Raw genomic sequence first — 26705 nt, 5'->3', positions numbered from 1 at the left:
CGTCTCTTCCTATCCTTATGAGGCACTTATTGTACATACTGCTAGTCGTTCCTCAGCAATCCATACTTTTAAGAAATCCTGTGCATCTTTTAGTGATAGTGCCTGAATTGCAGGAATAACTTCAAACAAATTAATTCCCAGTGTATGGTAATGGATATATTTATTCGCAATAAATTCAAGTGAATTCATCGCACGCAACAATTGACCGATTTTTTTCTTTTTCATACGTTCAAACACTTCATCTGTTAACACATAATTTTTCGTTGATAATAATTGTTCCTTTACTTTAGCTGCAAATTCCTCCGGTTGAGCTGCATTACTGCCAATCATCGAATATCCAAAATTCCTCTCAAGGTTTGTTTCAAAATAAAAACTATCGTCGATTAAATCTGCCTTGTACAATTCTTGATAAAATTCCCCTCCAGTAGAAAAGAAATGACTTAGCATCATGCTTCCTAGTAGATCTTTTCTTAAAAATTCAGCTTTGTCGAGGTGAGAATTGGAATCTTTAATCCCAATTGTACATTTGGGAATCGATACTGGCATTTGAATCGTATTTTCCTTCATTGCAACTTCTCGCGGCTCCGCAGGAAAATCTCGCCTCAATTCAGCCATTTTTTCAAAAGTCTTTTTCTGCTGGTTTGATGTTATCATTTCCATCATCGGCTCCACTTCAAAATTTCCCACAACGAATAGCGTCATATTTTCCGGATGATAAAACGTATGATAGCACGTATACAGATCCTCTTTTGTTATAGAAGTAATGGAGTCCACTGTACCTGCAATATCGACTTTTACAGGATGATTTTGAAACATGCTTTTAATTGTACCCATAAAGGCCTGCCAATCCGGTTGATCATCATACATTTTAATCTCCTGTGCAATAATCCCCTTTTCCTTTTCCACTGACTGATCAGAGAAGTATGGATCCTGTACAAAGTCTATTAGTGTTTCCACATTCTTCTCGATTTGACTTGTTGCTGAAAATAAATAGGCGGTCTTCGTAAATGATGTATAGGCATTTGGCGATGCACCTTGTTTGCCGAAATCAGCAAAAACGTCTCGGTCTTCTTTTTCAAATAGCTTGTGCTCTAAAAAATGTGCTACTCCTTCTGGAACAGTAACTTCATCTGTTTCACCTAAAGGAACGAACGTTTGATCAATGGAACCATAATTCGTTGAAAAAATGCCAAATGATTTAGTCATTTCTGGCTTCGGCAGTAAGAACACTGTTAATCCATTAGCGAGTTTTTCTGAATAAAGTGTTTCTCCAATACTTTCATAGGTTTCTTTATTCATCCTGATCCCCTCCTTCATTCGTTAATAAGTACACAGTATCTTCTTCGATTTTGCTTGCAACATGAACGATTTCTTCTTTCGTGACATTTTTAATGCCTTCAAGCAATTCATCTGGTGTCATCAGACGATTTCCAATAACTTGCTGATATAGTATTTCAATTAAGCCTTGCGGATGGTCCATCGTTTCTTTTAACTGATTAATAATTAAATCCTTTGTCTCATTCAATTCTTGTTCTGTAAAATCACCGTCTTTCATTGCTTGCACTTGCAATCGAATGATATCTCTTGCTTTTTCAAAATCATTTGGGGCGATTCCACTAAAAACAAATAATAATCCTTTATGACTTTCCAGCCTTGAAGAAGCATAATAGGCCAGACTATTTTTTTCTCTGACATTTATAAATAATTTCGAGCTTGGAAAGCCTCCGAACAGCCCATTAAAAACTTGCAAGGCAAAGTAAGCATCATCTTGATATGTCGTATTCGTACGATAACCAATATGCAGTTTTGCTTGCTGTACTTTTTGCTTCTCGATTATTTCCTGCTGCTCTTCCACCGATTTTCTGACAGGCGTTGCCGATTCGGCTCTAACTACCTGCTCCGTTCTTTGCATTGTATCCATGATTAAATGCTTCACTTTTTCTTCAGCAAAATCTCCAAGTACATAGATATCCATCTTATCTTGTTCAAGCATTTGCTTATAATAGCTGAACAAATCTTCATTAGTTAAGGTATTTAAATCTTCTTCATAGCCATGTACATGCAACTGATAAGCCTCTTCACTGCACATTTCATCAATCAGGCGCATATTCGCATAACTCATTTTATCATCTTGAATCGCATTTATTTTTTGTTTTAATGTACCGATTTCACGTTTAAAAACGGCATCATCGAACCCATTTGCGCCTGCATTGGGATGAAAGAGCACTTCGCTGAATAGCTGAATTGCTTCATCCATCACGTTCGATGCGTCAGGGACGAATTTTTCATTTGCAAACTCAAGACGAACGGTAATAATGTGATTTTCTCCCTTTTTACTACCATCTGCAGTTAAAACTGCGCCATATAAATCAGCTAACTTTAACTGCATTGAACTTCTATCTGGATAAGTTTTTGTTCCTTGCTTCAGAATATAAGGAAGCAACGCTCGCTTTGTAATCGTCTCCTTCTCCAATTTAGCTTTAATTTTCGCTACAATATTAATCGTTTTAAACTTTTTCGTTTGAATAAAATGAAGCTTAAGACCTTGTTCGTCAAAGCGATTCTCTTGAATTGTATCCATTGGCACCCTCCGATAATACATATTCTTATATCTCCTCAAATATCTTGCACAAATTTACCATTTATCATCCATTATACGGTAAAAAAAACTGACTTGCTATGCTAAGCAAGTCAGTTACTGTTATAACATTTATATTCTTATCTGCTGCCTTTAATGTATGGCTCACCATTCGCTCGTGGAGCATCAGCACGTCCAATAAAACCTGCCAAAGCAAGAATTGTTAGCACGTATGGTGCGATTAACAAGAATATTTGGGGTACATCCTGTAAAATTGGAATGTTCGATCCAATAACACTCAGACTTTGAGCGAAACCAAAGAATAATGCTGCTCCCATCGCTCCAAGAGGATGCCATTTTCCGAAAATAACAGCTGCAAGTGCCATAAATCCTTGGCCAACAATTGTAGAATGAGAGAAATTAGATGCGATTGTAAGTGCAAATACCGATCCTCCTAATCCTCCTAGAGCTCCAGAAAGAATAACTGCGATATAACGCATTTTACTGACATTAATTCCGTTTGTATCAGCTGCCATTGGGTGTTCCCCAACAGCACGCAGCCTTAAGCCAAATGGTGTTTTGTACAATACAAACCAAGCAACAAAAGCTAAAATAATAGCCAAATAAGATGTAATATAAATCCCTTGGAATAAGATTGAACCAAGTACTGGTATTTTTGATAGTAAAGGTATGTCTGTTGTATAAAATGGTTGAGCAACCATATCTGTTTGCCCTTTCCCATACCATTGTTTTGTCAGATAAACCCCTATACCGAGTGCGAGCATATTAATCGCTACACCACTAACAACTTGGCTTGCGTGGAAAGAGACCGATGCTACGGCATGAATAATAGAAAAAACAGCTGAAACGGCCATCGCTACGAGAATAGATACCCAAGGCGTCCATACTCCAAGTACATCTGAAAAAGTTAAATTAAATACAATTCCAACAAATGCACCCATCACCATTAAACCTTCAAGACCAATATTTACAACACCAGAACGTTCACTAAAAACGCCGCCTAATGCCGTTAAGATTAAAGGAGCTGAATAAAATAACGCTGTAGGGATAACAGATTGCAGTATTTCAATCATTTATTTCCCCTCCTTTTTAAAGCGGACGATTACCCATCTAATAATGTAACTAGATGCTACAAAGAAAATGATTAGCGCAATGATAATATCTACAAGCTCTGTCGGAATTCCAGCTCCTGTTGGCATTTCACCAGCTCCTTCTTTAAGTGCACCAAACAAGAAAGCTGCAAAAACAACTCCGATCGCAGTGTTGGCTCCTAAAAGCGCAACAGCAATTCCATCAAACCCTAAATTAGAAAATCCTGCCGTTACGGATATGTTTCCATAGGTTCCTAGCCCTTCCATTGCCCCCGCTAAGCCTGCAAACATACCAGCAATAACCATCGACAATATAATATTTTTACTTACATTCATCCCAGCATAGCGTGAAGCATGCTGATTAAATCCAACTGATTTTAGTTCATAACCAATCGTTGTTCGTTGAATAATAAACCACATAATGACAGCTGCAAATAATGCGATTAAAATACCATAATGAACACGTGAATAGAAAGTAAGGCTTTGCATCCACTCGGAAGCAAGTGTTGCTGACGGAGCAATTGAATCAGTTGTCGTAAGTCCATCTGTTAATACTTTTCTTATAATTTCATTCGTTGTAAATAAAGCAATATAGTTCATCATAATTGTTACGATTACTTCGTGAACCCCAAGTTTCGCCTTTAAAATTCCTGGGACAAAAGCCCATAAACCACCAGCAACTGCTGCTGCAAGAATTGCAAGCGGTAAATGAATATACATTGGCGCATCAATTGCTATTCCTACCCAAACTGCTGCTAACCAGCCTACAATAACCTGTCCCTCTGCACCGATATTAAACAACCCGGTACGAAATGCGAATGCGATAGAAAGCCCTGTAAGAATATAAGGAGCAGTTCTTCTAATCGTTTCGCCAATAGTATAGGAATCTCCAAATGCGCCATTCCATAATGCAGTATAGCCATCAATCGGATTAAAACCAGAAACCAGCATGATGATTGCACCAGCAATCAATCCCATTAAAACAGAAACGATTGGTACCAGCAGTGTAAACAATTTATTGGATGGCATTTGAATCACCTTCCTTAACCTGACTTCCAGCCATCAACAGTCCAAGCTCCTGTTCAGTCGTTTCTTCTGGCTTCACTTCAGCAACAATTTTCCCATCAAACATAACTGCAATTCGATCACTGACGTTCATAATTTCATCTAGTTCAAAAGAAATTAATAGAATTGCCTTTCCTTTATCACGTTCTTCAATTAATTTTTTATGAATAAATTCAATAGCACCTACATCCAGTCCTCGTGTCGGCTGGGCAGCAATCAATAAATCAGGTGATCGATCCACTTCGCGACCAATAATTGCTTTTTGCTGATTACCGCCAGAAAGAGCCCTTGCCTTCGTGAGGACGCTCGGCGTACGAACATCATATTCTTTAATAATCTTTTCTGCTTTCTCATAGATTGCTTTGTAATTCAATACTTTTGCCTTCGAATAAGGCTTCTTATAATAGGTTTGCAGCACAATATTTTCACCAATAGAATAATCCAGCACAAGTCCAAATCGATGCCTGTCCTGTGGTATATGACCAACACCACTCTCTGTTACCTTTCTCGGACTCTTATTGGTAATGTTTTTATTTTTAAGCTTAATACTTCCCGATACTGCTTGGCGCAGTCCCGTTATTGCCTCAATCAATTCTGATTGTCCATTACCGTCTACACCGGCAATTCCGACAATCTCTCCAGCACGAAGCTCAAGATTCAGGCCTTTAACTAATTCTACTTTTCTTGAATCTTTTACAACTAGATTTTCTATCGTTAAAACAGTTCCCTGAGGCTCCGCTTGCTTCTTCTCTGTTTTGAAATGTACTTCTCTACCAACCATAAGTGATGCCAATTCATTTGTGTTTGTCTCCGCAACATTTACAGTGCCGATTCCTTTTCCTTTGCGAATAACCGTACACCTGTCACAAACTTCCATTATTTCCTTAAGTTTATGTGTTATAAGAATAATAGATTTACCTTCCTTAATAAGTGAACGCATAATCTCCATTAGTTCATTTATCTCTTGAGGTGTTAATACTGCAGTTGGTTCATCAAAAATAAGTACTTCGGCTCCACGATACAAAGTTTTTAAAATTTCTACACGCTGTTGCATACCGACTGAAATATCACTTACTTTTGCATCTGGATCGACCTTCAGTCCGTAGCGGTCGGAAATTTCCTTAATATCTTTCCTGGCTTTTTCAACATTAATAACACCCGTTTTTTTAGTTGGTTCACTTCCGAGAACTATGTTTTGAGTCACTGTAAATGGCTCAACAAGCATAAAATGTTGGTGCACCATCCCAATTCCAAGATCATTCGCAATATTCGGGTTCGTAATATTTACCTTTTTACCTTTAACACGAATTTCTCCTTGTTCCGGCTGGTATAAACCAAATAACACATTCATCAATGTGGATTTTCCAGCACCATTCTCTCCTAGCAGTGCATGAATTTCACCTTGTTTGAGCTGGACTGTAATATTATCATTTGCTACGATTCCAGGAAATTCCTTGCGTATATTCAACATTTCAATTACATATTCCACCGGTTCTCACCCCTTTGTTAACCTTATTATCTTGGCTGCTCACTTTGTTATAAAATTATCAAATAAAAAGGACTATTAGTACAACCTCTATTAATAATTAATATTAATCCTCTTTAGTTGAAAATTTTATTTAACATGATTGAAGAAGGCTAAAAGCGATTAGCCTTCTTCTTTATTTATTAAAGTGCATCTAAAAATGATTCTAATTCTTCACGTGTCTGAGGTACTTCTACATCTCCGTTAAGAATTTTTTCTTGCCATTCATTAACAGCATTCTTAATATCTTCAGTAAATGCATCTGCATTTGTTTCAGCAATTGAAATACCGTCTTCTTCTATCCCGAATTCTAAGTGTTCTCCACCAGGGAATTCGCCTGCTTGCAGCATTTTACCAACATCCTGTACAGCAACATCCACTCGCTTTACCATGGAAGTTAATGTTACGTTATGGTCGCCAATTTGGCCTTCTTCATGCTGGTCAGCGTCTACACCGATTACCCAGATTTCACGATCAGCGTCATTTTGTTTAATATCTTTTGCTTGGTTAAATACACCGTTTCCAGTTCCACCAGATGCATGGTAAATAACGTCAACATCATTACTGTACATATTGGATGCAATTAATTTACCCTTTGCTGCATCATCAAATGTTTCAGCATACTGAACATCTACTTCAATATCAGGATTTACAGATTTTGCGCCTGCAATAAAGCCTGCTTCAAATTTTGTGATTAGAGGGGAATCAATTCCGCCAACAAATCCAAGTTTATTTGATTTTGTTTTATTGGCTGCTGCAACACCAGCTAAGAAAGAGCCTTCGTGCTCTTTAAATGTAACACTAAGTGCATTTGGAGCTTCTACAACATCATCTACAATTGCAAAATACGTATCCGGAAATTGTTCCGCGGCTTTTTGAATATCCTCTTTTAAAAGGAAACCAGTCCCGAAAATTAAGTTGTACTCATCCCTAACAAGTCGCGTGATGTTTGGCATAAAATCTGCTTGGGATGCGGATTGCGCATAATTGAATCCACTACCTTTTGATAATCCATTCTCTTCTCCCCATGCTTGGATACCTTCCCACGCAGACTGGTTAAATGATTTATCATCTACCCCACCTTGGTCTGTTACCATTGCAATACTGTAATCCTCTTCAGATGATGCATTATCTGCATTATCCTTATTGTCGTCTGAGCCCGTTGTGTTGTCCTCATTTGAACCGCTTCCACATGCAGCTAAAACAATTCCAAGACTAAGCAATAAAGTAAACAATAGAATAAACTTACGATTCTTCAATTTAATGCCCCCTAAATAATTGAGATAGGTAAAACTAAAATTCGAACAAAAATCACCGTAAACCCTTCCTATTCCTGCCCACCACCTCCTAAAAATTCAGTTTTTTCCAGGTGTTATACACGCTTTCTCAGAACATGAAAGCTGAAAATGTCTGAACGAAAATAATTGGCTGAATATAGGATGGCTTCATCTTTGCTTGTATAATGAATCTGTTTCAGCAAAAGAAGTGATTGATCTGGTACACAGTCTAAAATACTATAGATTCGGTCATGATAGCTGATTGGTTCTATGTATGTAACAGCGTACGCAATACGTTTATTCGCATAATCTTCTAAAAGTTCAAAGATAGAATCTTCCTCATGGACTCGATCAAGCGGTATCAAATTTTCCGGTACCTTATCAATACAAAATACGACGGGCTTATTATCAGCAGTACGGACTCTTTCAATTTTAGCCAGAGTATTCACTTTTCTTGGGGAAAATTTTGCTTTATCTTCATCTGTTGCCTCAATTAACTCTGTAGACAAATATTGTGAGCCAGCGATTTTACCAGATTGTTCAATCATCTGAGTAACACTGCTCAGCTCCTCAATACCTGATGAAAAAATCGGTTTCGAATTTACAAAGGTACCAACCCCGTGCCTTCGCGTCACGACATTGTCTTCTTCAAGAATGCGCAGGGCTTCTCTTAACGTAGCTCTGGAAACGCCTAATTGTTTTGACAATTGATACTCTGATGGCAGTTTTTCTTTTTCTCTATATTTGCCGTTTTCAATATCTTTTGTTATTTCGTCGATGACTTGTAAATATAAATGCCTTGAATCCGTTTTAATCGACACAAAATCCCCTCTTTCCTCTAACTGCAATCCAAGAGATCTGACCTCTGACGTATGACTATTTTGTCCGTCATTTATCTTACCATTATTAGTTGAATAAATAAATAGAAATAGGATAAATTCCTTAAAAAAATCAACAAATTGTGACAAGTAAACGATGAATGTCCGAATACGGAAGAAATTCCATTTCTTTAACTTTCTTTACCATTAAAATAAGACAGGTGAATTTATTTTCACCTGTCTTATCAATTCAATACAATTTAACATACTTTTATTTTGGTTTTACTTAAAATAAGAGTCACTATACTACATTGTTTTTTCTTCTGCTGCCTGCGAAACTAACACAGTTCTTGGTTTGCTTCCTTCATATGGCCCAACAATACCTCGGGCTTCCATTGCATCAATCAATCTTGCTGCCCGGGTATAACCAATTCGGAACCTCCGTTGCAGCATGGAGACACTGGCACTCTGCATTTCAATAATCATCTGTACTGCATCTTCATATAACTCGTCATCTACTTCTTCTACTGCATCATTTATATCTTCAGGGATCATTTCTTCCTGATAGGAAGCTTTCTGCTGTTCTATACAATGGTTAACAACTCGTTCTACTTCTTCATCAGATAAAAATGCTCCCTGTACACGTGTTGGCTTAGAAGAGCCTACAGGCATGAACAGCATGTCCCCTCGTCCAAGCAGTTTTTCCGCTCCACCTGAGTCGAGTATCGTCCTTGAGTCCGTCTGGGAAGAAACACTAAATGCAATCCGAGAAGGGATATTTGCCTTAATCACACCTGTAATAACGTCAACTGACGGGCGCTGTGTAGCGATTATTAGGTGAATACCTGCTGCGCGAGCCATTTGAGCCAATCGAGTAATGGAATCTTCTACATCATTTGAAGCGACCATCATTAAATCGGCAAGCTCATCTACAAGAACAACAATGTAAGGTAGTTGTGGCTGCATTTCCTCTGAAGCTATATTATATTTACGAATATATTCGTTATATCCTTCAATATTACGTGTTCCAGTATCAGAAAATAAATCATATCTTCTTTCCATTTCAGAAACTACTTTTTTTAATGCACGTGATGCCTTTTTAGGATCTGTCACAACCGGAGCAAGCAGATGGGGAATTCCATTATATACATTCAGTTCCACTTTCTTTGGATCGATCATCATCATTTTAACTTCGTGCGGTTTTGTACGCATTAAAATGCTCGTGATAATGCCGTTAACGCAGACACTCTTCCCACTGCCAGTTGCACCAGCAATCAATAGATGGGGCATCTTGTTTAACTCTCCAACCACAGCCTCACCAGATATATCTCTTCCTAATGCATAAAGCAGTTTCGAGGATTTACTATTCCACGTTTTATCGAGTACTTCTCGTAACGATACCATCGCAACTTCTTGGTTTGGTACTTCGATTCCAACTGCAGATTTCCCAGGGATCGGCGCTTCTATCCGTATGTCCTTGGCCGCTAATGCTAGTGCTAAATCATCGTGCAGACTAACAATTTTACTCACCTTAACACCAGCTTCTGGATATACCTCATATTTTGTGACGGCAGGTCCCACGTGCACTTTTGTAATTCTAGCCTTCACACCAAAACTTTTAAATGTTTGTTCAAGCTTTCGAACAGTAGCTTGTATTTGTGACTTTTCCTTTTGCTGTGAATTATGAGCTGGATCAGCCAGTAAATTAGGTGACGGCAGTATATATTCCGGATTTTCTGTTTCTGTCATTGCCATTTCCGGAACATCATCCGCTTCTGCAGCTTCTGTCTTTTCAGCTTTTTCTTCTTCAAGTGGTGCTTCATGAACAGGCGCTTTTTCATTATCGTTTGCCGCATAAGCAATATCCGTAAAATCATTAATTACTGGTTCCTCATGCTGTACAGCTTCAATAACCGCATTGTCTTGTAATTTCTGTTCTTCTTTCTGCTGCTTTTTAGCCGCTCGTACATCCTTCCATTTGACAATCTTTTCTTCCGTACTCTTTTTTATTCTTGAAAAAAACTTGGAAAATAAGTCGCCAATGGATATATCGGTAATAAATATAATACCAATTAATATAGAAAAAACAGCAACGATTTTAGAACCAGCTAATGAAAATAAAAAATTGCAGAAAGTAAAAAGTACAGCTCCAAACATTCCTCCACCTGTTTGTACTACCGTACCAGCGCCACTAACGTAGTCTAAGAAATTATTCCAGGTAGTACCGATAATGGATACATTTCCAGCTGTAACTAGCAAACTCTCAATTGTTTGTATATGTGTTAATAGTAGAATACCTGCAAAAAGAATATAAAATCCTACCATTTTTCTACTCCAGAAATCGGGATATTTTCGTTTGATCAATAGCCGAACTCCAGTAATAAACAAGAAAACAGATGCAATAAAATACCAAATTCCCAGGAAAAATTGGAAGAAATGTTCCATCCAGCCAGGTATTGCACCATCGCTTATTGCACTTGCTCCGCTCCCGAAGATGGATAAAAAGATAAACAGCAGCCCTAAAAGTTCCAACCTCATAGACCTTGTCTTTTTAGCGCTTTTTCGCTTTCTTTTTTTCGCCATTTTTTCACCTCTATCTATTCAAGCATATATGAATAGTAAACCCTTGCCAATAAAATGGCAAGGGTTTACTAACTATCCCAATTATACCATAAAAGTGAATTTCATTCAGTTGGGATTTTTCTTTTTATGCTAAATATCAGCTTACTTGGATATGACACGAATCCCTGCTGTCATCACATTCCATCCCTTGATTTAACCAAGAGTACTGCCAGGAGAAAATTCATCCCGCAAATAATCTTGTGGGTCAGTCGAAACAAGCTGCTGAATTTGATAGGAGCCATCCTTCGTTTTTTTTGCATATATCATTCTGCCATCATAAGCGATATGCTCCATATTTGAGTATCCTTCCTGATCTACGGGAAAGATATCATGCTGAGTTAACGGCGTATACAAAATCATTGTATGACACCACCTTCTGCACCGTCGTTACTTGCAATAAATGTTGTTAATTTACTCATGGCCTCTTTTACACCACCCACCTGATCAATTAATCCATATTCTACTGCGTCTTTTCCGATTACATTTGTACCAATATCCCTCGTTAAATTACCTTTTGCAAACATTAGATCCTTAAACTTCTCTTCTTTAATGTTTGAATGCTCGATAACAAATTGAATGACCCTTTCTTGCATTTTATCTAAATATTCGAAGGTTTGGGGTACTCCAATAACTAAACCAGTTAATCGAACCGGATGAATCGTCATGGTTGCTGTAGGAACAATGAAGGAATAGTCGGTGGCTACTGCTATCGGCACTCCAATCGAATGCCCGCCTCCAAGGACAATGGATACTGTCGGTTTTGAAATCGAAGCAATCATTTCAGCAAGAGCAAGACCCGCTTCAACATCTCCTCCAACTGTATTCAACAGAATAATTAGCCCTTCAATTTTTGGATTCTGTTCAATAGCAATAAGCTGCGGTAATAAATGTTCATATTTAGTTGTCTTATTTTGAGGCGGCAGCTGGATATGGCCTTCCACTTGACCAATAATTGACAGGACATGAATATTTGAATCAGGTGCTTGTGGAATATTAGACTGACCAAGCTGTTGGATTTTCTCAACAATTGATGATGCATTTGGCTGTTTGTCTTCTTGATTTTCATTTTCTTCTGGATTGTTATTCATTTACGAACACTCCTTTTTAAAAACTCGCTATAAAGGTAGTATGAACGTAAATATACAAAAAATACCGGCTAAAAACCTTAGCCGGTATTGTTATTTATCTAATAGAAGCTTCAACTTATTCATTTCTTCATCTGTTAAAGGAACCAGTGGCAGTCGTACACCGCCTGTCTCAATTCCTTTCAATTGCAGTGCTGCCTTAACAGGGCTTGGACTTGGTGCTGCAAATAGTCCATTCATAATCGGGAGCAATTTACGATGCAATGCTGCTGCTTCGTGAACCTGGCCATTTTTAAATTGCTGAACCATTGACTGCATTTCATTACCAATAACATGTGAAGCAACTGAAACGACTCCATCAGCACCAATTGCCAGCATTGGAATCGTTAATCCATCGTCTCCACTGTATACACTGAAACCATTCGTTGTATGTTCAATAATTTCTGCAACCTGGTCGAGATCACCACTTGCTTCTTTCATGGAGACGATATTATCAATTTGACTTAAATTAATAACGGTTTCTGCAGTCAAGTTTACTACTGAACGACCCGGTATATTATAAAGCATGATAGGCAAACTCGTTTCCTTGGCAATCGCAGCAAAATGCGCATACATTCCACGCTGATCAGGCTTATTATAATATGGTGTCACAAGCATAATCCCGTCAACACCGCATTCTTCAGCTTTCTTTGTCAAATCAATAGATGCCTTCGTGCTGTTACTTCCTGTTCCCGCAATAACGGGGACTCGCTTATCTGCTTTTTGTACAACATACTTAAACAGTTTCATTTTCTCTTCCGTGCTTAATGTCGGAGATTCTCCTGTCGTTCCTGCTATTACAAGTGCATCCGTCCCATTATCAATTAAATAATCAATTAATACGCTCGTCTGTTCAAAATCAATTTGCCCGTTGCTATCAAATGGAGTAACCATCGCCGTCAGTACTTTGCCAAAATTCATGAATAATCACCTTTCTTATCTAAATTTTGGTTTATCTTTGAAGTTCATTTATATGACTGAGATCAAAAACTTCATGCAATGCATTTACCGCTGTAATAAGATCGTTTTTATGCACAAGAACCCAAATGGTTGTATGGCTGTCGGCGGATTGTAAAATTTGTACACCTGAATTTGTCAGAGCCTGAACAATTTTGGAGGCTACTCCTGGAACACCAGTCATTCCTGCCCCAACAGCCGAGACCTTCGCACAACCCTCTGTTACTTCTGGATAAAACCCTAATACTTCTAGGATATGAACAGCTTTCTCTGTTAGTGCTTCAGGAACCGTATAGATAACACCTGTTGGAGAAATATTAATAAAATCAACCGAAATACCGGCTTCAGCCATTGCCTTAAAGACTTCTGACTGTAATCGGTAGGCAGATTCCTTTGTCTTTACTTTGATTTGTGAAATAGATGACATGTGAGCGATTCCCGTAATCATCCGATCTGGAATGTCGACACCCATTTCCAAAACTCTAGATGAAGTAACTAACGTACCCAGATCTTCAGAATATGTTGATCTAATTCTCATTGGAATCTTTCCTTGCATGGCAATTTCTACTGCTCGAGGATGGATGACTTTTGCTCCTTGATATGCAAGATTGCATATCTCTGTATATGTGACGATTTCCAATGGCCGTGCGCTTTTCACGACACGGGGATCTGCAGTCATAATACCATTAACATCCGTAAAAATTTCAATTCTCTCCGCATTTAGAGCAACCCCTAATGCAGCTGCAGTTGTATCGCTTCCTCCACGGCCAATTGTTGTAATCTCACCAGTATGGCTTTGTCCTTGAAAACCTGCTATCACGACAACATCATGGTTTTCCAATTCTTTTAAAATACGTGTTGGGTTTACCTCTTTAATCCGAGCCTTATTAAAGTCTTCTGACGTTAAAAACCCTGCTTGTGAACCAGTTAATGCGGTGGCAGAAATGTGGGACTTCTGCAGCTCATTTGAAAGAACAACAGAAGATATAATTTCACCACAAGACATAAGCAGATCCAATTCCCTGGCTGAATTTTGATTATTTGGATAATCAACAAGCCCCAATAACGTGTCTGTAGCATATGGATCCGGCTTTCTTCCTAATGCGGAAACAACAACAACTAATTTATAACCTTTTATTAAAGCATCTTTAATATGTTTGATGACATATTCTCTGTTTTCTTCTGATTGAACAGAAGTTCCGCCAAATTTTTGAACCAATATTTCCATCATTACACCTCTATTATTACCAAATACCGGATGCTTAAAAGGTCACCAAACAGAAGGAACTGTATTTACATACAGATTCCCTCGTTTGGTTTCTGATTAAACATTCCTCTTAATTGTGAACATTTATAGCCAATTATTTTTTATTAAAGATTGCGCAATCTGAACCGTATTTAGTGCAGCGCCTTTAAGAAGATTGTCAGATACAACCCAAAGATGGAATCCTTTAGCATTATCGATATCATGACGAACGCGGCCGACAAAAACCTCTTCTTTATCTGCAGCACTTAACGGCGTTGGGTATGTCTGTGTTTTTGGATTATCCTCAAGCACTACTCCATCAGCAGCTTCGAGCTGTTTCCAAATATCCTCAACACGAACATTATCTTGCTCAACTTCTATATAAACACTTTCTGCATGGGAAGTAAAGAATGGCAGCCTTACACATGTAGCAGCTACAGATAGGTCAGAATCATGCAGAATTTTCTTCGTTTCATTAATCATTTTCATTTCTTCAAACGTGTACCCATTATCTCCAAAAACATCAATTTGCGGTAAAGCATTAAATGCAATTGGATAATGTTTTTCATCACCTGAAACCGGAAGTAAGTTTGCTTCCATCTCCTCGCCGTTCAAATGCTGGTTCGATTGTGTCTTCAGTTCTTCAACCGCCTGAGCTCCAGCACCAGAAACTGCTTGATACGTGGATACAATAATCCGGTTAATCCCAAAGGCTTCCTTAATAGGCTTTAATGCTGCTACCATTTGAATAGTCGAGCAGTTCGGATTTGCAATAATGCCGTTATGCTTGGCGATATCTTCATTATTTACCTCAGGAACAACTAAAGGCACATTTTCTTCCATTCTGTAAGCACTTGTATTGTCAATTACAACCGCACCACGCTTAACCGCTTCTGGTGCAAGTGCCTTTGAAATAGAACCTCCAGCTGAGAATAGGGCAATATCCACATCTTCAAAACTTTCCGGTTTAGCTTCTTCAATTGTGACCTCTTTATTGTTAAATACTACTTTTTTACCCGCAGATCTTTTTGATGAGAGCAATTTAATTTTATTTATTGGAAAATTTTTCTCCTCTAATAATTGCATGATTTTTTGTCCGACTGCCCCTGTTGCTCCAACCACTGCGACATTAAATGCTGTCTTCTGTACCATTTACAATAACTCCCTCCAAAATCGTAAATATCTTTTTTCTCTCCTAGCTATTTATTTTAACATATTTTCATCCATATAAGGAATAATAATTGGTTGAAGTTGTTTTCCGTCTAATGCATATTTCACACTATCTACAAGGTAATCTAATCTAGCTGTTAATGAATTTGGTTTTTTATACGGGTCATCTTGGCCAAAAGGAATAAAATAAATGTTTTTGCTATTCATAAGGCGCATTAAGTTCATCCCATTCAACCCAAGTGCATCGTTGGTTGTTACACCAAGTAAAACCGGGTTTTGATTTCTCATTGTTGATTTTGCGGCCATTAGTACTGGGTTATCTGTTAATGCATTTGAAAGCTTGCTTAATGAATTTCCTGTAAGGGGGGCAATTACCATACAATCAAGCGGATATTTCGGTCCAAATGGCTCCGCTTCCGGAATTGTTTTGACGACCTTTTTTCCAGTAATTGTTTCTAGTTTTTCAATATGTTGTGCCGCTTTACCAAATTTCGTATCCGTGTTTTGCACTGTATAGGATACGATTGGAATAACTTCTGCCTGCTCCTTGATGAGCTTCTCAATCTGCGGGAAAACCTGACTATGTGTGTGATGGGATCCGGTTAAACCGAACCCGATACGTTTTCCTGCTAAACTCATTCAGATTCCCTCGTTTCATCTAATATTTGAGTGATTACATCCGCAAGTATTTTTCCAGCGGTTCTTGGTGCAACAATACCAGGTAAGCTCCTTGCTAAAATTGCCTTAATCCCCCGTTTTTCCGCAAATTCAAAATCTGTCCCGCCAGGTTTGGATGCTAAATCAATAATAATTCCATTCGGTGGCAAATTTTGAATGGCATCCTTCGTTACAACTTGAGCCGGAATCGTATTAATGAGTAAATCACATTCATGGGTATGATCAGAAAGCTTTTCCAACGGAATCGCATGTAATCCCATTTCGGTGATTCTAGCCAGATCTCTTATGCTTCTTGCACATACCGAAACCTTCGCCCCCAAGGCTGAAAACTTATTTGCAACGGTATTCCCAACTCTTCCGAACCCTACTACAACGACTCGTGAGGAATGTATCGTATAATCTGTTTCCTCAAAGGCCATCATAATTGCACCTTCTGCTGTAGGAATAGAGTTATAAATTGCTACATCATCCCTATCCAATAACGGTACCAATTTGATATTCGCCTCATCTGCAGCTGACGTTAAATAATCATTTGTTATTCCAGTAAAAACGAGCGTATTGTTCTTTAATTTTTTGAACCATGCTTTGTTAATCTTAATTTGTTTATCCGAGAATACGGTTTCTATTTTTCCGGACTTATCTGTACCTGTTATTGGTAATATAACCGCGTCTAACTTAGATGGTTCTAACTCTTCAAAATCCATTTGATTAGAACCTGTAAATCCTTGCTCTAATTTATCAAAGCCTACTAACATCATCGTTGTATCAGGTAATGTCTTTAGTTGCCTGATTAATTCTAAATAGCGTGCATCGCCGCCAATCACAGCTATAAATTGACTCATTATTGTTTAGACCCTCCAGACATACTTCCTGTTTTCATTTTCTTTATAGCTTATGTGAACGCACAGTGAGAGTGATTGTCTGTGTAAAAAAAGAAAGCAAAAAGGCAGATATTCTTTTAGAATATCCACCTTCAGCTTATCTGTCTTCTATTTTATTAGTAACAATCATTTTAGAACTGTATTTATTCCACGAGTGTAATTTCCACAACTTTTCTTCCCCAGCTATATGCTTGATCCTTTGTAGGTACATGAATATCTATTTTATTCCCTTTAATTGCTCCACCAGTATCACCTGCTACTGCATAACCATACCCTTCTACGAAAACCTTCGTTCCAAGTGGAATAACATTTGGATCTACTGCAATTACCTTTTCATGCGGATTTGCTTTTAGATTGATACCTGTAGCAGTTATTCCGGAGCATCCATTACAGTGAGCAGTGTAGGCTGTTGCTTCAACAGAAATTGTTCTACCGGCCGGTTGTGTTGATTCGTTTTCAGCTTGAACGGGCTCTTCCTCCAAGTCATCCGTTACAACCTCTTCCTCATCTGCTGCCTCTTCAGTCTCGATCTCTGGTTCTGGTTCTTCCACTTCCACTTCAGCTCTGTCTTCTGGTTCTTCCACTTCTATCGCTTTTACTTGTTCAGATGGCGCCTCATAATCTATGTCCAACTCAGCTGCACCATTGATAACTAGTTGTTGTCCAGTAATGATTAAATCTGAATTAAGGTTATTCCAATTTTTCAAATTCTCAACGGTGACATTATCGCCATATGTTCTACTAATTTCACCTAAATTATCTCCTTTTTCTACGGTGTAATACTCTGTTTCTTCCTCATCCAGCTTTAATATTTGTTTTGGATGTATCATGGAAGAATTGAGATTGTTTATATCCTTCAGTTTTTCTACAGAAGTATTATTATTATTTGCTATTGTCCAAAGGTTATCTCCTTTTTTAACTTCATAATCGGTTGCTGCTGACACTGTTGTCGCAGAAACCCCCATAATAATTAAACCAACAATTAGAGCTACTAACTTTTTCATTATGTAGTCCCCCTCGTTTTAATTACTGACAACGTAATCGTAACACGGGGACAAGTTGAATGCGGTTACGGCTTGTTTAAGAGTATATGTCTTAAATTACAAATGAAATATTTTTTGATTAATCAGTTCTATTTGCTCTATCACGTGCATACAATAGGGTAAGGATAGTTATGAATACAAGAATAGAACGGCTAGAACTGGTTAGCTGGTTGCAGAAATGAAAGGATTACCATCATGTCTTTATCGTTTTGTCTGCGGCTGTTTGTCCAGCTAAGCTATTTACAGCATTCAATTTTGCCTACTTAAAACAAAGCAGGCATCATCTATTTGATACCTGCTCTATCAACTGAATTATTCTAGTTTTTCAGTTTCAATCATAATCATATCTTCTCCGATTTTCTTGATTGAGTTCCAGCGGATTTTCGTTTCTTCTCCTTCTTTCACAAGTCCAAACCACTTATAATTTGGAATAATAAATGCTTCTATCTGCCCGGTTGTTTCATCAATTTCCAAATCTGTCTGGCCAAGCATCCCTAATCTTGTACCCTCATTAACATTGATTATTTCTTTATCACTCATATCCCGAAACCGCATGCACTCACCCTCTCTTTTCCTTTATAGTTTATATATATGTTGTTGAAAGCTAGCTATGAGTTTTATGCGAATGAAGATGTTTAAAAAGCCAGTCCCGCTATCAGCAATTAGTGGAACGACCATTCCACAAATCGATCTTATTTGGGTTTAGGCTCGTCACTTTATTACGGCACGGAATAAAAAACAGCTCTGCAAATACATTGGTATCACCTATCTGGAAGGTTACAAAAAATTCATGTATATAGAATAAAAAGTATATTTTTACTTACTTGATATATTTTATTGTCCAAAACAAAGAAACGAGCATTTTCCCTTCATTAAGGTAAATGCTCGTTTAAAATACGTAATCGCAAGTAAATAGTCATTCACTTAGTAATGCATAACATGCTTGACACAGGCTAAATGATATTAATAAACACTTGCAGGTGCAATTAATGCGGTTGAAGCTGGATTTTTGAATATCCTTTTGATAACTTGCTGAATGGAAGCATGATCTACTGCGTCAATTTCGCGAATAATTTCATCTAACGTACGATGGCGCTGTAATAACAGCTCGTTTCTTCCATTTCTTGACATTCTGCTATTTGTGCTTTCTAATCCAAGCATTAAACCGCCTTTCAATTGTTCTTTACTATTACGCAGTTCTTTATCCGTTAATCCTTTATTTATCAATGTCTCTACCGTTTGATTGATTGTATCCTTTAATACGGAAAGCTGCTCTTTCCCTGTACCTGCATAGATTGTAAGAAGCCCATTATCAAGGAACGTGGAATGGTATGAGAAAACAGAATATGCTAAGCCTTGTTTTTCACGGACATCTTGGAATAATCTGGAACTCATACTCCCACCAAGCACATTATTCATAATAATAAGACTGTAAATATGCTCATTCCCTAGTGGAAGACCTTCAAAACCAAAACAGAGATGTGCTTGCTCGGTATCTTTATTTCGTTCTATAGTATTTGCATGGAAAGATGGTTTTAAAATCGTTGACTTCTCTTCAGGTGTTTCATAGGCACCAAAATAATTCTCAATCGAATAAATAAAGGATTCGTCAACATTCCCCGCAACTGAAACCACTACATTTTCAGGTGTATAACGCTGTTTTATATACTCTCTCAATGTTTCTGGTTTAAATGATTTTAAATGTGCTTCCGTTCCAAGAATAGAATACCCTAATGGATGATCACCATAAGAGGCTTTCGCCAATAAATCATGGACGATATCATCCGGGGTGTCCTCATACATTTTAATTTCCTCAAATACAACCTTTTTTTCCCGTTCCATTTCTGCTTCCTCAAAGGTTGAGTTAAAGAACATATCTGCAAGAATTTCTAATGCATAATCCTTATGTGTATCTAATACTTTTGCATAAAAACACGTATATTCCTTGGATGTGAATGCATTTATTTGTCCGCCAATGGAATCAAACGCTTCTGCTATGTCCTGTGCAGTTCTCTTTTTTGTACCTTTAAAAAACATATGCTCTAGAAAATGGGAAATTCCATTATTTTCAACTGTTTCATTTCTTGAACCAGTCAAAACCCAAATACCGATTGTAACCGAACGAACTGCGGGTATTTTTTCTAACACAATTCGAACACCATTTTTACTAATGTGTTTATCTATCAATATTCTTCCTCCTAAAGTAACGAGATGTATCAAAAGGGCAAGCGCCTGTTTATGAACATAGGTACTCACCCTAGTAGAGACTGGCTTGTCTTTCTTTTTCTCATTCTTTCCCAGTTCATGAACACGCTCACAACTAGAAAAAGAATGGATTACCTTTCTTCACTTAGCAGCATATCAATCGTTCCTAATCTGTAATCATTTTCCCTTACTAATTGAATTAGCTCTTCTAATCCATTTGCAGTGGAAGCTGTAGGATGCATCAAAATGGTTGCCCCAGGATGAATTTTACCCTTCACCCGGTTAATCATAACAGAAACTGACGGATTCTTCCAATCAATCGTATCCACTGTCCAAAGAATCGTTTCCATGTTCAGACTTTCTGCCGAATAGACAACTTGGTCATTAAAGCTGCCGCTAGGTGGCGCAAACCATTTTGCTTCTTTGCCTGTGATTGCAGATAGGATTTGGTTTGTCTGACTAATTTGCTCTACCATAGCTTGGTTGGATAGTCTGGCCATGTCTGGATGGTTATAGGCATGGTTGCCAATAACATGATCTTGTTCATCAATCATTTTTACAATTTCCGAATTTTGCTGCGCCCATTTACCCTCAATAAAAAAAGTAGCCTTCACCTGATTTTCTTTCAAAATACGCAACATTTCCGGTATATGCTCTTCTCCCCAAGAAACATTTATTAAAAACGCAACCATATCCTTTTCTGGATGGCCTCGGTAAATCGGTGAGCCGTCTAGATCCTTTAAGCTAATTTCTGGAGGTATTTGATCAAATACAAGCTTAGATTCATCGAATGTGCCAGCTTCTTTCATTTTTTCATAGGATTTCTCGATGTTTACCTCCAAGCCATTTCGACCAGCCGTTTTTTTCCAAACCCGGTCAATATAAGCATCTTGCGGTTCCACTGAAAATAAATCCTTTTTCTCTTTTATTTCTTGATATAAAGCATCCTTTTGATTAATCACTTGAGATTCCATTGCAGCGAAATTTATAGTAAAAGGATTATAATCGATTTGAAATGCTGTCGTTAAAACTAATATAAAGACAAAAAGATTTACATATTTACGATAATTCCTCATAGATACCCCTCCCCTTACATTTCTATGCAATAGTAGGACAAGTATGAAAAAATATCATAGATGAAAATTCCAAAACCAGAAAGAAGCAGACTGAACACTTGTTTCATAATACATTTATTCTATGTACTAGTTTATCCACTATCCATTAAATAATGTTTTAAGACAAATAAAAAAAGAAACTGAAATCTCAGCTTCCTTCTTTTCCAGTTATCTTTTATTTTGCTTTTTCTGCTCTTTCCTTTTCTTCAAGCAATACAGCTTTACGGGAAAGATTTACTCGACCTTGGCGATCAATTTCTTTTACTTTTACCATAATCTGATCACCAATCGATACAACGTCTTCGACTTTATTGGTGCGTTCTTCTGCTAGCTCAGATATATGGACTAATCCATCTTTACCTTTAAATAGCTCAACAAAGGCACCAAATTTTTCAATACGTTTAACCGTACCTAAATACATTTGGCCTACTTCTACCTCACGAACAAGATCTTCAATGATTTTTTTCGCCTTTTCATTCATAGAAGCATCTATTGAGGAAATAAATACACTTCCGTCTTGCTCGATATCAATTTTAACACCAGTTTCATCAATAATTTGATTAATCTGCTTACCGCTTGGGCCAATAACATCACGGATTTTATTTGGGTTAATAGACATGGTTAAAATTTTCGGTGCGAATTCAGAGAGCTCTGTTTTTGGTTCCCCGATGGTAGCAAGCATGGAATCTAAAATTTGCAGACGTCCTTTTTTAGCTTGGGTCAATGCTTCTTCTAGAATTTCTCTAGATAAGCCTTCAATTTTAATATCCATTTGCAATGCTGTAATTCCTTCTGCTGTTCCGGCAACTTTAAAGTCCATATCCCCTAAAGCATCTTCCATACCTTGAATATCTGTCAAGATTGTGTAATCTTCTCCTGATTTAACAAGTCCCATTGCAATTCCAGCAACAGGTGCCTTAATTGGTACACCGGCATCCATCATCGCTAACGTGCTGGCACAAATACTTGCTTGGGAAGTAGACCCATTCGATTCTAAAACCTCTGATACGAGACGAATCGTATAGGGGAACTCTTTATCAGAAGGAACTACTTTTTCAAGAGCTCGCTCACCTAATGCACCATGTCCAATTTCACGACGACCAGGTCCTCTGATTGGTCCAGTTTCACCAACACTGTATTGTGGGAAATTATAATGATGCATGAATCGTTTCGTTTCTTCTAGATCCAAACCATCTAAGATTTGTACGTCACCTAAAGCACCTAATGTACAAATACTTAACGCTTGAGTTTGTCCACGTGTAAACAAACCTGAACCATGTGTTCTTGGAAGGACATGTATACGTGAAGAAAGTGGACGAATTTCATCCGGCTTACGCCCATCTGGACGAACTTTTTCTTTCGTAATAAGTCTGCGAACTTCTTCTTTTACCATTTTATCTAAAATGTTGCTTACCTGTTTAATTTCCTCAGGCTCAGCCTCTTCATATGCAGCTAATACTTCGTCCTTTACTTCTTTAATTGCATCTTCTCTTGCATGTTTTTCCTGCACTTGAATTGCCGCAATTAGCTTTTCCTTCGCTTCTGCTTCAATTTTAGCTTGTAAAGCTTCATCAAGTTCAAATAATGTAATCTCCGATTTTTCTTGTCCGGCAGCTTTAACAATTTCCTCTTGGAATGCAACCAGACGCTTAATCTCTTCATGACCAAACATGATCGCTTCCAGCATTACTTCTTCTGGCACTTCATTAGCACCAGCTTCTACCATATTGATTGCATCTTTTGTACCTGCAACCGTTAATTCAATGTCACTCTGTGCTTCCTGTTCCACAGTTGGATTAATAATAAATTCACCATTTACCCTGCCTACATGAACACCGGCAATTGGTTCAGCAAACGGGATATTTGAAACACTTAGCGCAATTGATGATCCAACCATTGCTGCAATTTCAGATGAGCAATCTTGATCAACACTCATGACCGTACTGATTACTTGAACTTCATTTCTGAAGCCATCTGGGAATAGTGGGCGAATCGGACGGTCAATCAAACGAGATGCCAAGATTGCCTTCTCGCTCGGGCGTCCCTCACGTTTAATGAATCCCCCAGGAATTTTACCTACCGCATATAAACGTTCTTCATAATTAACGGTTAATGGGAAAAACGGTAAATCCTTTGGTTCCTTCGATGCAGTGGCAACAGCTAGTACCGAAGTATCGCCGTAATGAACCATACATGCACCGTTTGCTTGCTTTGCTAGTTCTCCAATCTCTACAGTAAATTTCTTTCCAGAAATTTCAGTGGAGAAAACTTGTTTTTCTTCTGCCATTAGTCGTAGTGCTCCTTTCAATACAACATTCCTAATAAACAATATAGATATCACTCTACAAATAGGTTTCCTCCTTTAGAATAAACTAAAGATGTTAAGGAATCAAATGCGAGAAAGCCTTGATTCACAAGGAGAACCCCTATTAATACTATGTTTGGCTTTATGTAATCAAAATAGTCAATAATACGTGATAAGATATATAAACCAAATTCAACTTTATATATACAATTCATGCAGCTTACCGAACGAAAATATATTTTGATTGAATAGAAAAAGCAGGATTTCTCCTGCTTTTAAACTTATCGGCGTAAGCCAAGTTTTTTAATTAATTCACGGTAACGAGTAACGTCTTTGTTACGTAGGTAAGTTAGTAAGTTACGACGTTTACCAACCATTTTTAAAAGACCACGACGTGAATGATGATCTTTTTTGTGAACACGCAAATGTTCATTCAACGCATTGATATCTTCAGTCAGTACAGCGATTTGTACTTCTGGAGAACCAGTATCTGTTTCGTGAACCTTGTACTCATTAATAATCTCGTTCTTACGTTCTTGTGTGATAGCCATTTGGCGCACCTCCTAATAAAATATAATAACCCCAGTCTCCTAGCAAGCGTCGGAGTTACGATTTGCCAAGGGATGGTTTTACCTTAATAAGCATAACGCTTCTAATAGAAAAAATCAAGTGTTCGCTTAAGATTCTTTCATTATACTTTCTCCGTAAAATAGCTGCGAATATTCTTCTCGTCCAGCTCTATTTGCGCAACCAATGCTTCAGCACTATCAAATTTTTCTTCTTCCCGAATATATTTATGCCATTCAACTTGCAATTCTTCACCATACAGATCATTGCTATAATCGAAAATATTAACTTCGACGGATAAATCTTTTCTATCCGCTGTAAAAGTCGGGTTTGTGCCGATACTTGCCATGCCTTCATATACTTGACTCTTAAAGATCACACAAACAGCATAAATTCCTGGCTTCGGAAGCAGTGCTTCTGGCTGCAATTCTAAATTTGCTGTTGGGTAACCAAGTTTCCTTCCTCTTTGAGCCCCTTTAATTACAATGCCACTAAACTTCAGCGGGTGTCCCAGCAAGCGATTTGCCTCTTCTACTAAACCGCTCTGTAACAGTTTACGGATTCTAGTAGAACTTATCTTTTCATCATTGGATATTACTTTGTCAATCGTTGTATAACTGAATTGTCCACGAGCAAACTCTTTAATATTACCCATATTGCCTTGCCCTTTATGCCCAAATGAATAATCAAAGCCGCCAACTAAATGTTTGATATTAAGTCCTATTATAAAATGGTCAATAAAAGCTTGTGGTGATAATTGTGATAGTTCTTGATTGAATTTAATAATATATAGCCGATCTACATGAAGTTTTTGCAATAATTCTTGCTTTTCCTTCATCGGCGTAATATATTGCACATGCTCTGTCTCTTTTTTTAAAACGACTGATGGATGTGGATGAAACGTAATCACAGCACTTTCCATGTTTCTATTTTCCGCTTCGTCTACAGCTGTTTGAATCACTTGTTGATGTCCACGGTGAATACCATCAAAGAAGCCAATCGCACAAACTGTCTCCGGTAATTCCTCTAATACTAATGTATGTGGATAGGTTAATTCAATTGTTCTCATACTTTTCACCTGCACTTTATGATCTTTCACTGAATACGCGAACAGGTTTTATTTGTTCTGCTTTATCAGGATGATGTTGATAGATTGCTAATAGTTCATTGTGATGCAAGACCGCAAAAGGATCTTTGAGTTCGATATTCTTTGGTTCAGCAAGTTTTTGTCCATTTAGTATTTTTCGTTTCGTATCTTCATTAACATACAGACGATCCAAGTGAGTGATTCCATCCATAATCGGATGCAGCAAACTTTGCTGTTCATTCTGTTCGACCGCCTCTTCTATCATAGCAAATGAAACTGCATTTTTCTCGGAAAACGTCCCAGTTTCTGTTCGAACAAGTGCAGACATATGTGCAGGATAACCTAGTTTTGCTCCAATATCAACGCAGAGCGTTCGAATGTACGTTCCTTTTGAACAAACAACTTTGAAACGAACGGTATGTGCCTTCGGATTGATTGACAGTTTTTCTAATTCATAAATTGTGACTTCGCGCTTTGGACGTTCAACAGCCTCATTTGCCCGCGCGTATTCGTATAGCTTTTTTCCATTCACTTTTACAGCAGAATACATCGGAGGGATTTGAATAATATCACCTAAGAAATCATTAAGCGTTTTATCAATTACTGTTTCAGAAGGAAATTCCAATACTTCTTTTTCTTCAACCATGCTCCCGTGAGCATCTTCTGTATCTGTCGAAGATCCAAGTTTCACTTCAGCAATATACGTTTTTTTCGTATTTGTAAGAAAGGGAACTATTTTTGTAGCTTGCCCAATACAGATTGGCAATACGCCTTCTACTTCCGGATCAAGTGTACCTGTATGTCCTACTTTTTTTGTTTTAAAGTATCTTCTGCATTTCATAACACAATCATGAGAAGTATACCCTTTTGGCTTCCATAATGGTAAAATGCCTTCCATTGCACTAGCCTCCACTAAATTCTTTGTATGTATTCGGATATGGGAAAATCTGACCTGTTTCTACGTAGACAGGTCAGATTTTGATAATTATTCTTTATTTAAGTCTTTTAAAATCGAATCAATTCGATTTCCATACTCGAATGCTTCATCAAATTCAAAAGTAAGTTCCGGAGTTTTGCGCAGGCGGATGCGACTACCAATTTCAGAACGGATAAATCCTTTTGCTTTTGCTAATCCAAGTAATGTATCCTGTTTTTGCTTCTCATCCCCTAGTACAGAGATAAAGGCCTTCGCCTGTTGCAGATCACCAGTTACTTCTACATCTGTTACCGTAACAAAACCAACTCTTGGGTCTTTAATCTTTCTTGCTAGAATATCGCTTAGTTCTTTTTTCATTTGTTCAGCTATTCTGTTTGCTCTCAATTCAGCCAT

At 37.8% G+C, this 26705-nt stretch carries 24 protein-coding genes; all 24 read right to left on the bottom strand.

Going from position 1 to position 26705, the window contains the following annotated elements; genetic code table 11:
* Nucleotides 1–15: 15 nt before the first annotated feature.
* The 24 genes from NSQ77_RS19665 to rbfA all read right to left on the bottom strand — a co-directional run bounded on the left by NSQ77_RS19665 (nt 16) and on the right by rbfA (nt 26705).
* On the bottom strand, nt 16–1299 hold the full coding sequence (locus NSQ77_RS19665; RefSeq protein WP_339227772.1) for a pitrilysin family protein: 1284 nt from the start codon (nt 1297–1299) through the stop codon (nt 16–18).
* Entirely contained in the window at nt 1292–2581 is a 1290-nt protein-coding gene (locus NSQ77_RS19660) for a pitrilysin family protein (protein WP_339227771.1), read from the bottom strand. Before NSQ77_RS19660 ends, NSQ77_RS19665 begins: the two co-directional genes overlap by 8 nt.
* A gap of 137 nt (nt 2582–2718) precedes the next feature.
* Nucleotides 2719–3672, bottom strand: coding sequence for an ABC transporter permease (locus tag NSQ77_RS19655; protein WP_339227770.1), 954 nt, complete (start codon nt 3670–3672; stop codon nt 2719–2721).
* Nucleotides 3673–4719 (bottom strand): ABC transporter permease, encoded by a 1047-nt coding sequence (locus NSQ77_RS19650; protein ID WP_339227768.1) that lies wholly within the window; start codon nt 4717–4719, stop codon nt 3673–3675. It abuts the gene before it with no gap.
* On the bottom strand, nt 4706–6244 hold the full coding sequence (locus NSQ77_RS19645; RefSeq protein WP_339227767.1) for an ABC transporter ATP-binding protein: 1539 nt from the start codon (nt 6242–6244) through the stop codon (nt 4706–4708). Before NSQ77_RS19645 ends, NSQ77_RS19650 begins: the two co-directional genes overlap by 14 nt.
* A 179-nt stretch (nt 6245–6423) precedes the next feature.
* Nucleotides 6424–7539 carry a BMP family protein gene (locus NSQ77_RS19640; protein ID WP_339227766.1) on the bottom strand — a complete coding sequence of 372 codons (1116 nt, stop codon included), beginning with the start codon at nt 7537–7539 and terminating at the stop codon, nt 6424–6426.
* 113 nt (nt 7540–7652) lie between these two features.
* Complete coding sequence (locus NSQ77_RS19635; protein ID WP_339227765.1) at nt 7653–8378, bottom strand: GntR family transcriptional regulator; 726 nt, start codon at nt 8376–8378, stop codon at nt 7653–7655.
* Nucleotides 8379–8681: 303 nt separating this feature from the next.
* On the bottom strand, nt 8682–10958 hold the full coding sequence (locus NSQ77_RS19630) for a DNA translocase FtsK (RefSeq protein WP_339227764.1): 2277 nt from the start codon (nt 10956–10958) through the stop codon (nt 8682–8684).
* 192 nt (nt 10959–11150) lie between these two features.
* Nucleotides 11151–11357, bottom strand: a complete 207-nt coding sequence (locus NSQ77_RS19625) for a YlzJ-like family protein (protein ID WP_339227763.1) — start codon at nt 11355–11357, stop codon at nt 11151–11153.
* Complete coding sequence (locus NSQ77_RS19620) at nt 11354–12085, bottom strand: ATP-dependent Clp protease proteolytic subunit (protein WP_339227762.1); 732 nt, start codon at nt 12083–12085, stop codon at nt 11354–11356. The genes NSQ77_RS19625 and NSQ77_RS19620 overlap by 4 nt, the downstream gene beginning before the upstream one ends.
* 90 nt (nt 12086–12175) lie before the next feature.
* Nucleotides 12176–13042 carry a 4-hydroxy-tetrahydrodipicolinate synthase gene (gene dapA / locus NSQ77_RS19615; protein ID WP_339227761.1) on the bottom strand — a complete coding sequence of 289 codons (867 nt, stop codon included), beginning with the start codon at nt 13040–13042 and terminating at the stop codon, nt 12176–12178.
* Between the two features lie 31 nt (nt 13043–13073).
* Nucleotides 13074–14306 (bottom strand): aspartate kinase, encoded by a 1233-nt coding sequence (gene dapG, locus NSQ77_RS19610; RefSeq protein ID WP_339227760.1) that lies wholly within the window; start codon nt 14304–14306, stop codon nt 13074–13076.
* A gap of 123 nt (nt 14307–14429) precedes the next feature.
* Nucleotides 14430–15476 carry an aspartate-semialdehyde dehydrogenase gene (gene asd / locus NSQ77_RS19605; RefSeq protein ID WP_339227759.1) on the bottom strand — a complete coding sequence of 349 codons (1047 nt, stop codon included), beginning with the start codon at nt 15474–15476 and terminating at the stop codon, nt 14430–14432.
* A 51-nt stretch (nt 15477–15527) separates the two neighbouring features.
* Nucleotides 15528–16133 carry a dipicolinate synthase subunit B gene (gene dpaB / locus NSQ77_RS19600; protein WP_339227757.1) on the bottom strand — a complete coding sequence of 202 codons (606 nt, stop codon included), beginning with the start codon at nt 16131–16133 and terminating at the stop codon, nt 15528–15530.
* The gene (gene dpaA, locus NSQ77_RS19595; protein WP_339227755.1) at nt 16130–17014 is read right to left on the bottom strand and encodes a dipicolinic acid synthetase subunit A; all 885 of its coding nucleotides are present in this window, start codon (nt 17012–17014) and stop codon (nt 16130–16132) included. The genes dpaB and dpaA overlap by 4 nt, the downstream gene beginning before the upstream one ends.
* Nucleotides 17015–17196: 182 nt before the next feature.
* Nucleotides 17197–18057, bottom strand: a complete 861-nt coding sequence (locus NSQ77_RS19590) for a LysM peptidoglycan-binding domain-containing protein (protein ID WP_339227754.1) — start codon at nt 18055–18057, stop codon at nt 17197–17199.
* A 351-nt stretch (nt 18058–18408) separates the two neighbouring features.
* Nucleotides 18409–18651 carry a YlmC/YmxH family sporulation protein gene (locus NSQ77_RS19585; protein WP_339227753.1) on the bottom strand — a complete coding sequence of 81 codons (243 nt, stop codon included), beginning with the start codon at nt 18649–18651 and terminating at the stop codon, nt 18409–18411.
* 408 nt (nt 18652–19059) lie between these two features.
* Nucleotides 19060–20283 (bottom strand): pitrilysin family protein, encoded by a 1224-nt coding sequence (locus tag NSQ77_RS19580; RefSeq protein WP_339227752.1) that lies wholly within the window; start codon nt 20281–20283, stop codon nt 19060–19062.
* A 149-nt stretch (nt 20284–20432) separates the two neighbouring features.
* On the bottom strand, nt 20433–21377 hold the full coding sequence (locus NSQ77_RS19575) for a polysaccharide deacetylase family protein (protein ID WP_339227751.1): 945 nt from the start codon (nt 21375–21377) through the stop codon (nt 20433–20435).
* A gap of 214 nt (nt 21378–21591) precedes the next feature.
* A complete protein-coding gene (locus tag NSQ77_RS19570; RefSeq protein WP_339227750.1) occupies nt 21592–23703 on the bottom strand; it encodes a polyribonucleotide nucleotidyltransferase in 2112 nt (703 codons plus the stop codon).
* Between the two features lie 299 nt (nt 23704–24002).
* A complete protein-coding gene (rpsO, locus tag NSQ77_RS19565; RefSeq protein WP_067730023.1) occupies nt 24003–24272 on the bottom strand; it encodes a 30S ribosomal protein S15 in 270 nt (89 codons plus the stop codon).
* Nucleotides 24273–24412: 140 nt separating this feature from the next.
* Complete coding sequence (locus NSQ77_RS19560; protein WP_339227749.1) at nt 24413–25357, bottom strand: bifunctional riboflavin kinase/FAD synthetase; 945 nt, start codon at nt 25355–25357, stop codon at nt 24413–24415.
* A 16-nt stretch (nt 25358–25373) separates the two neighbouring features.
* Entirely contained in the window at nt 25374–26273 is a 900-nt protein-coding gene (gene truB, locus NSQ77_RS19555) for a tRNA pseudouridine(55) synthase TruB (RefSeq protein ID WP_339227747.1), read from the bottom strand.
* An 87-nt stretch (nt 26274–26360) separates the two neighbouring features.
* Nucleotides 26361–26705 carry a 30S ribosome-binding factor RbfA gene (gene rbfA, locus NSQ77_RS19550; RefSeq protein WP_095308708.1) on the bottom strand — a complete coding sequence of 115 codons (345 nt, stop codon included), beginning with the start codon at nt 26703–26705 and terminating at the stop codon, nt 26361–26363.

Origin of the sequence: Oceanobacillus sp. FSL K6-2867 (assembly GCF_037963145.1) — a bacterium.
GTDB lineage: Bacteria > Bacillota > Bacilli > Bacillales > Amphibacillaceae > Oceanobacillus.
Note: the sequence above shows the minus strand (reverse complement) of the source record. Positions and strands in the feature narration are given on the sequence as shown.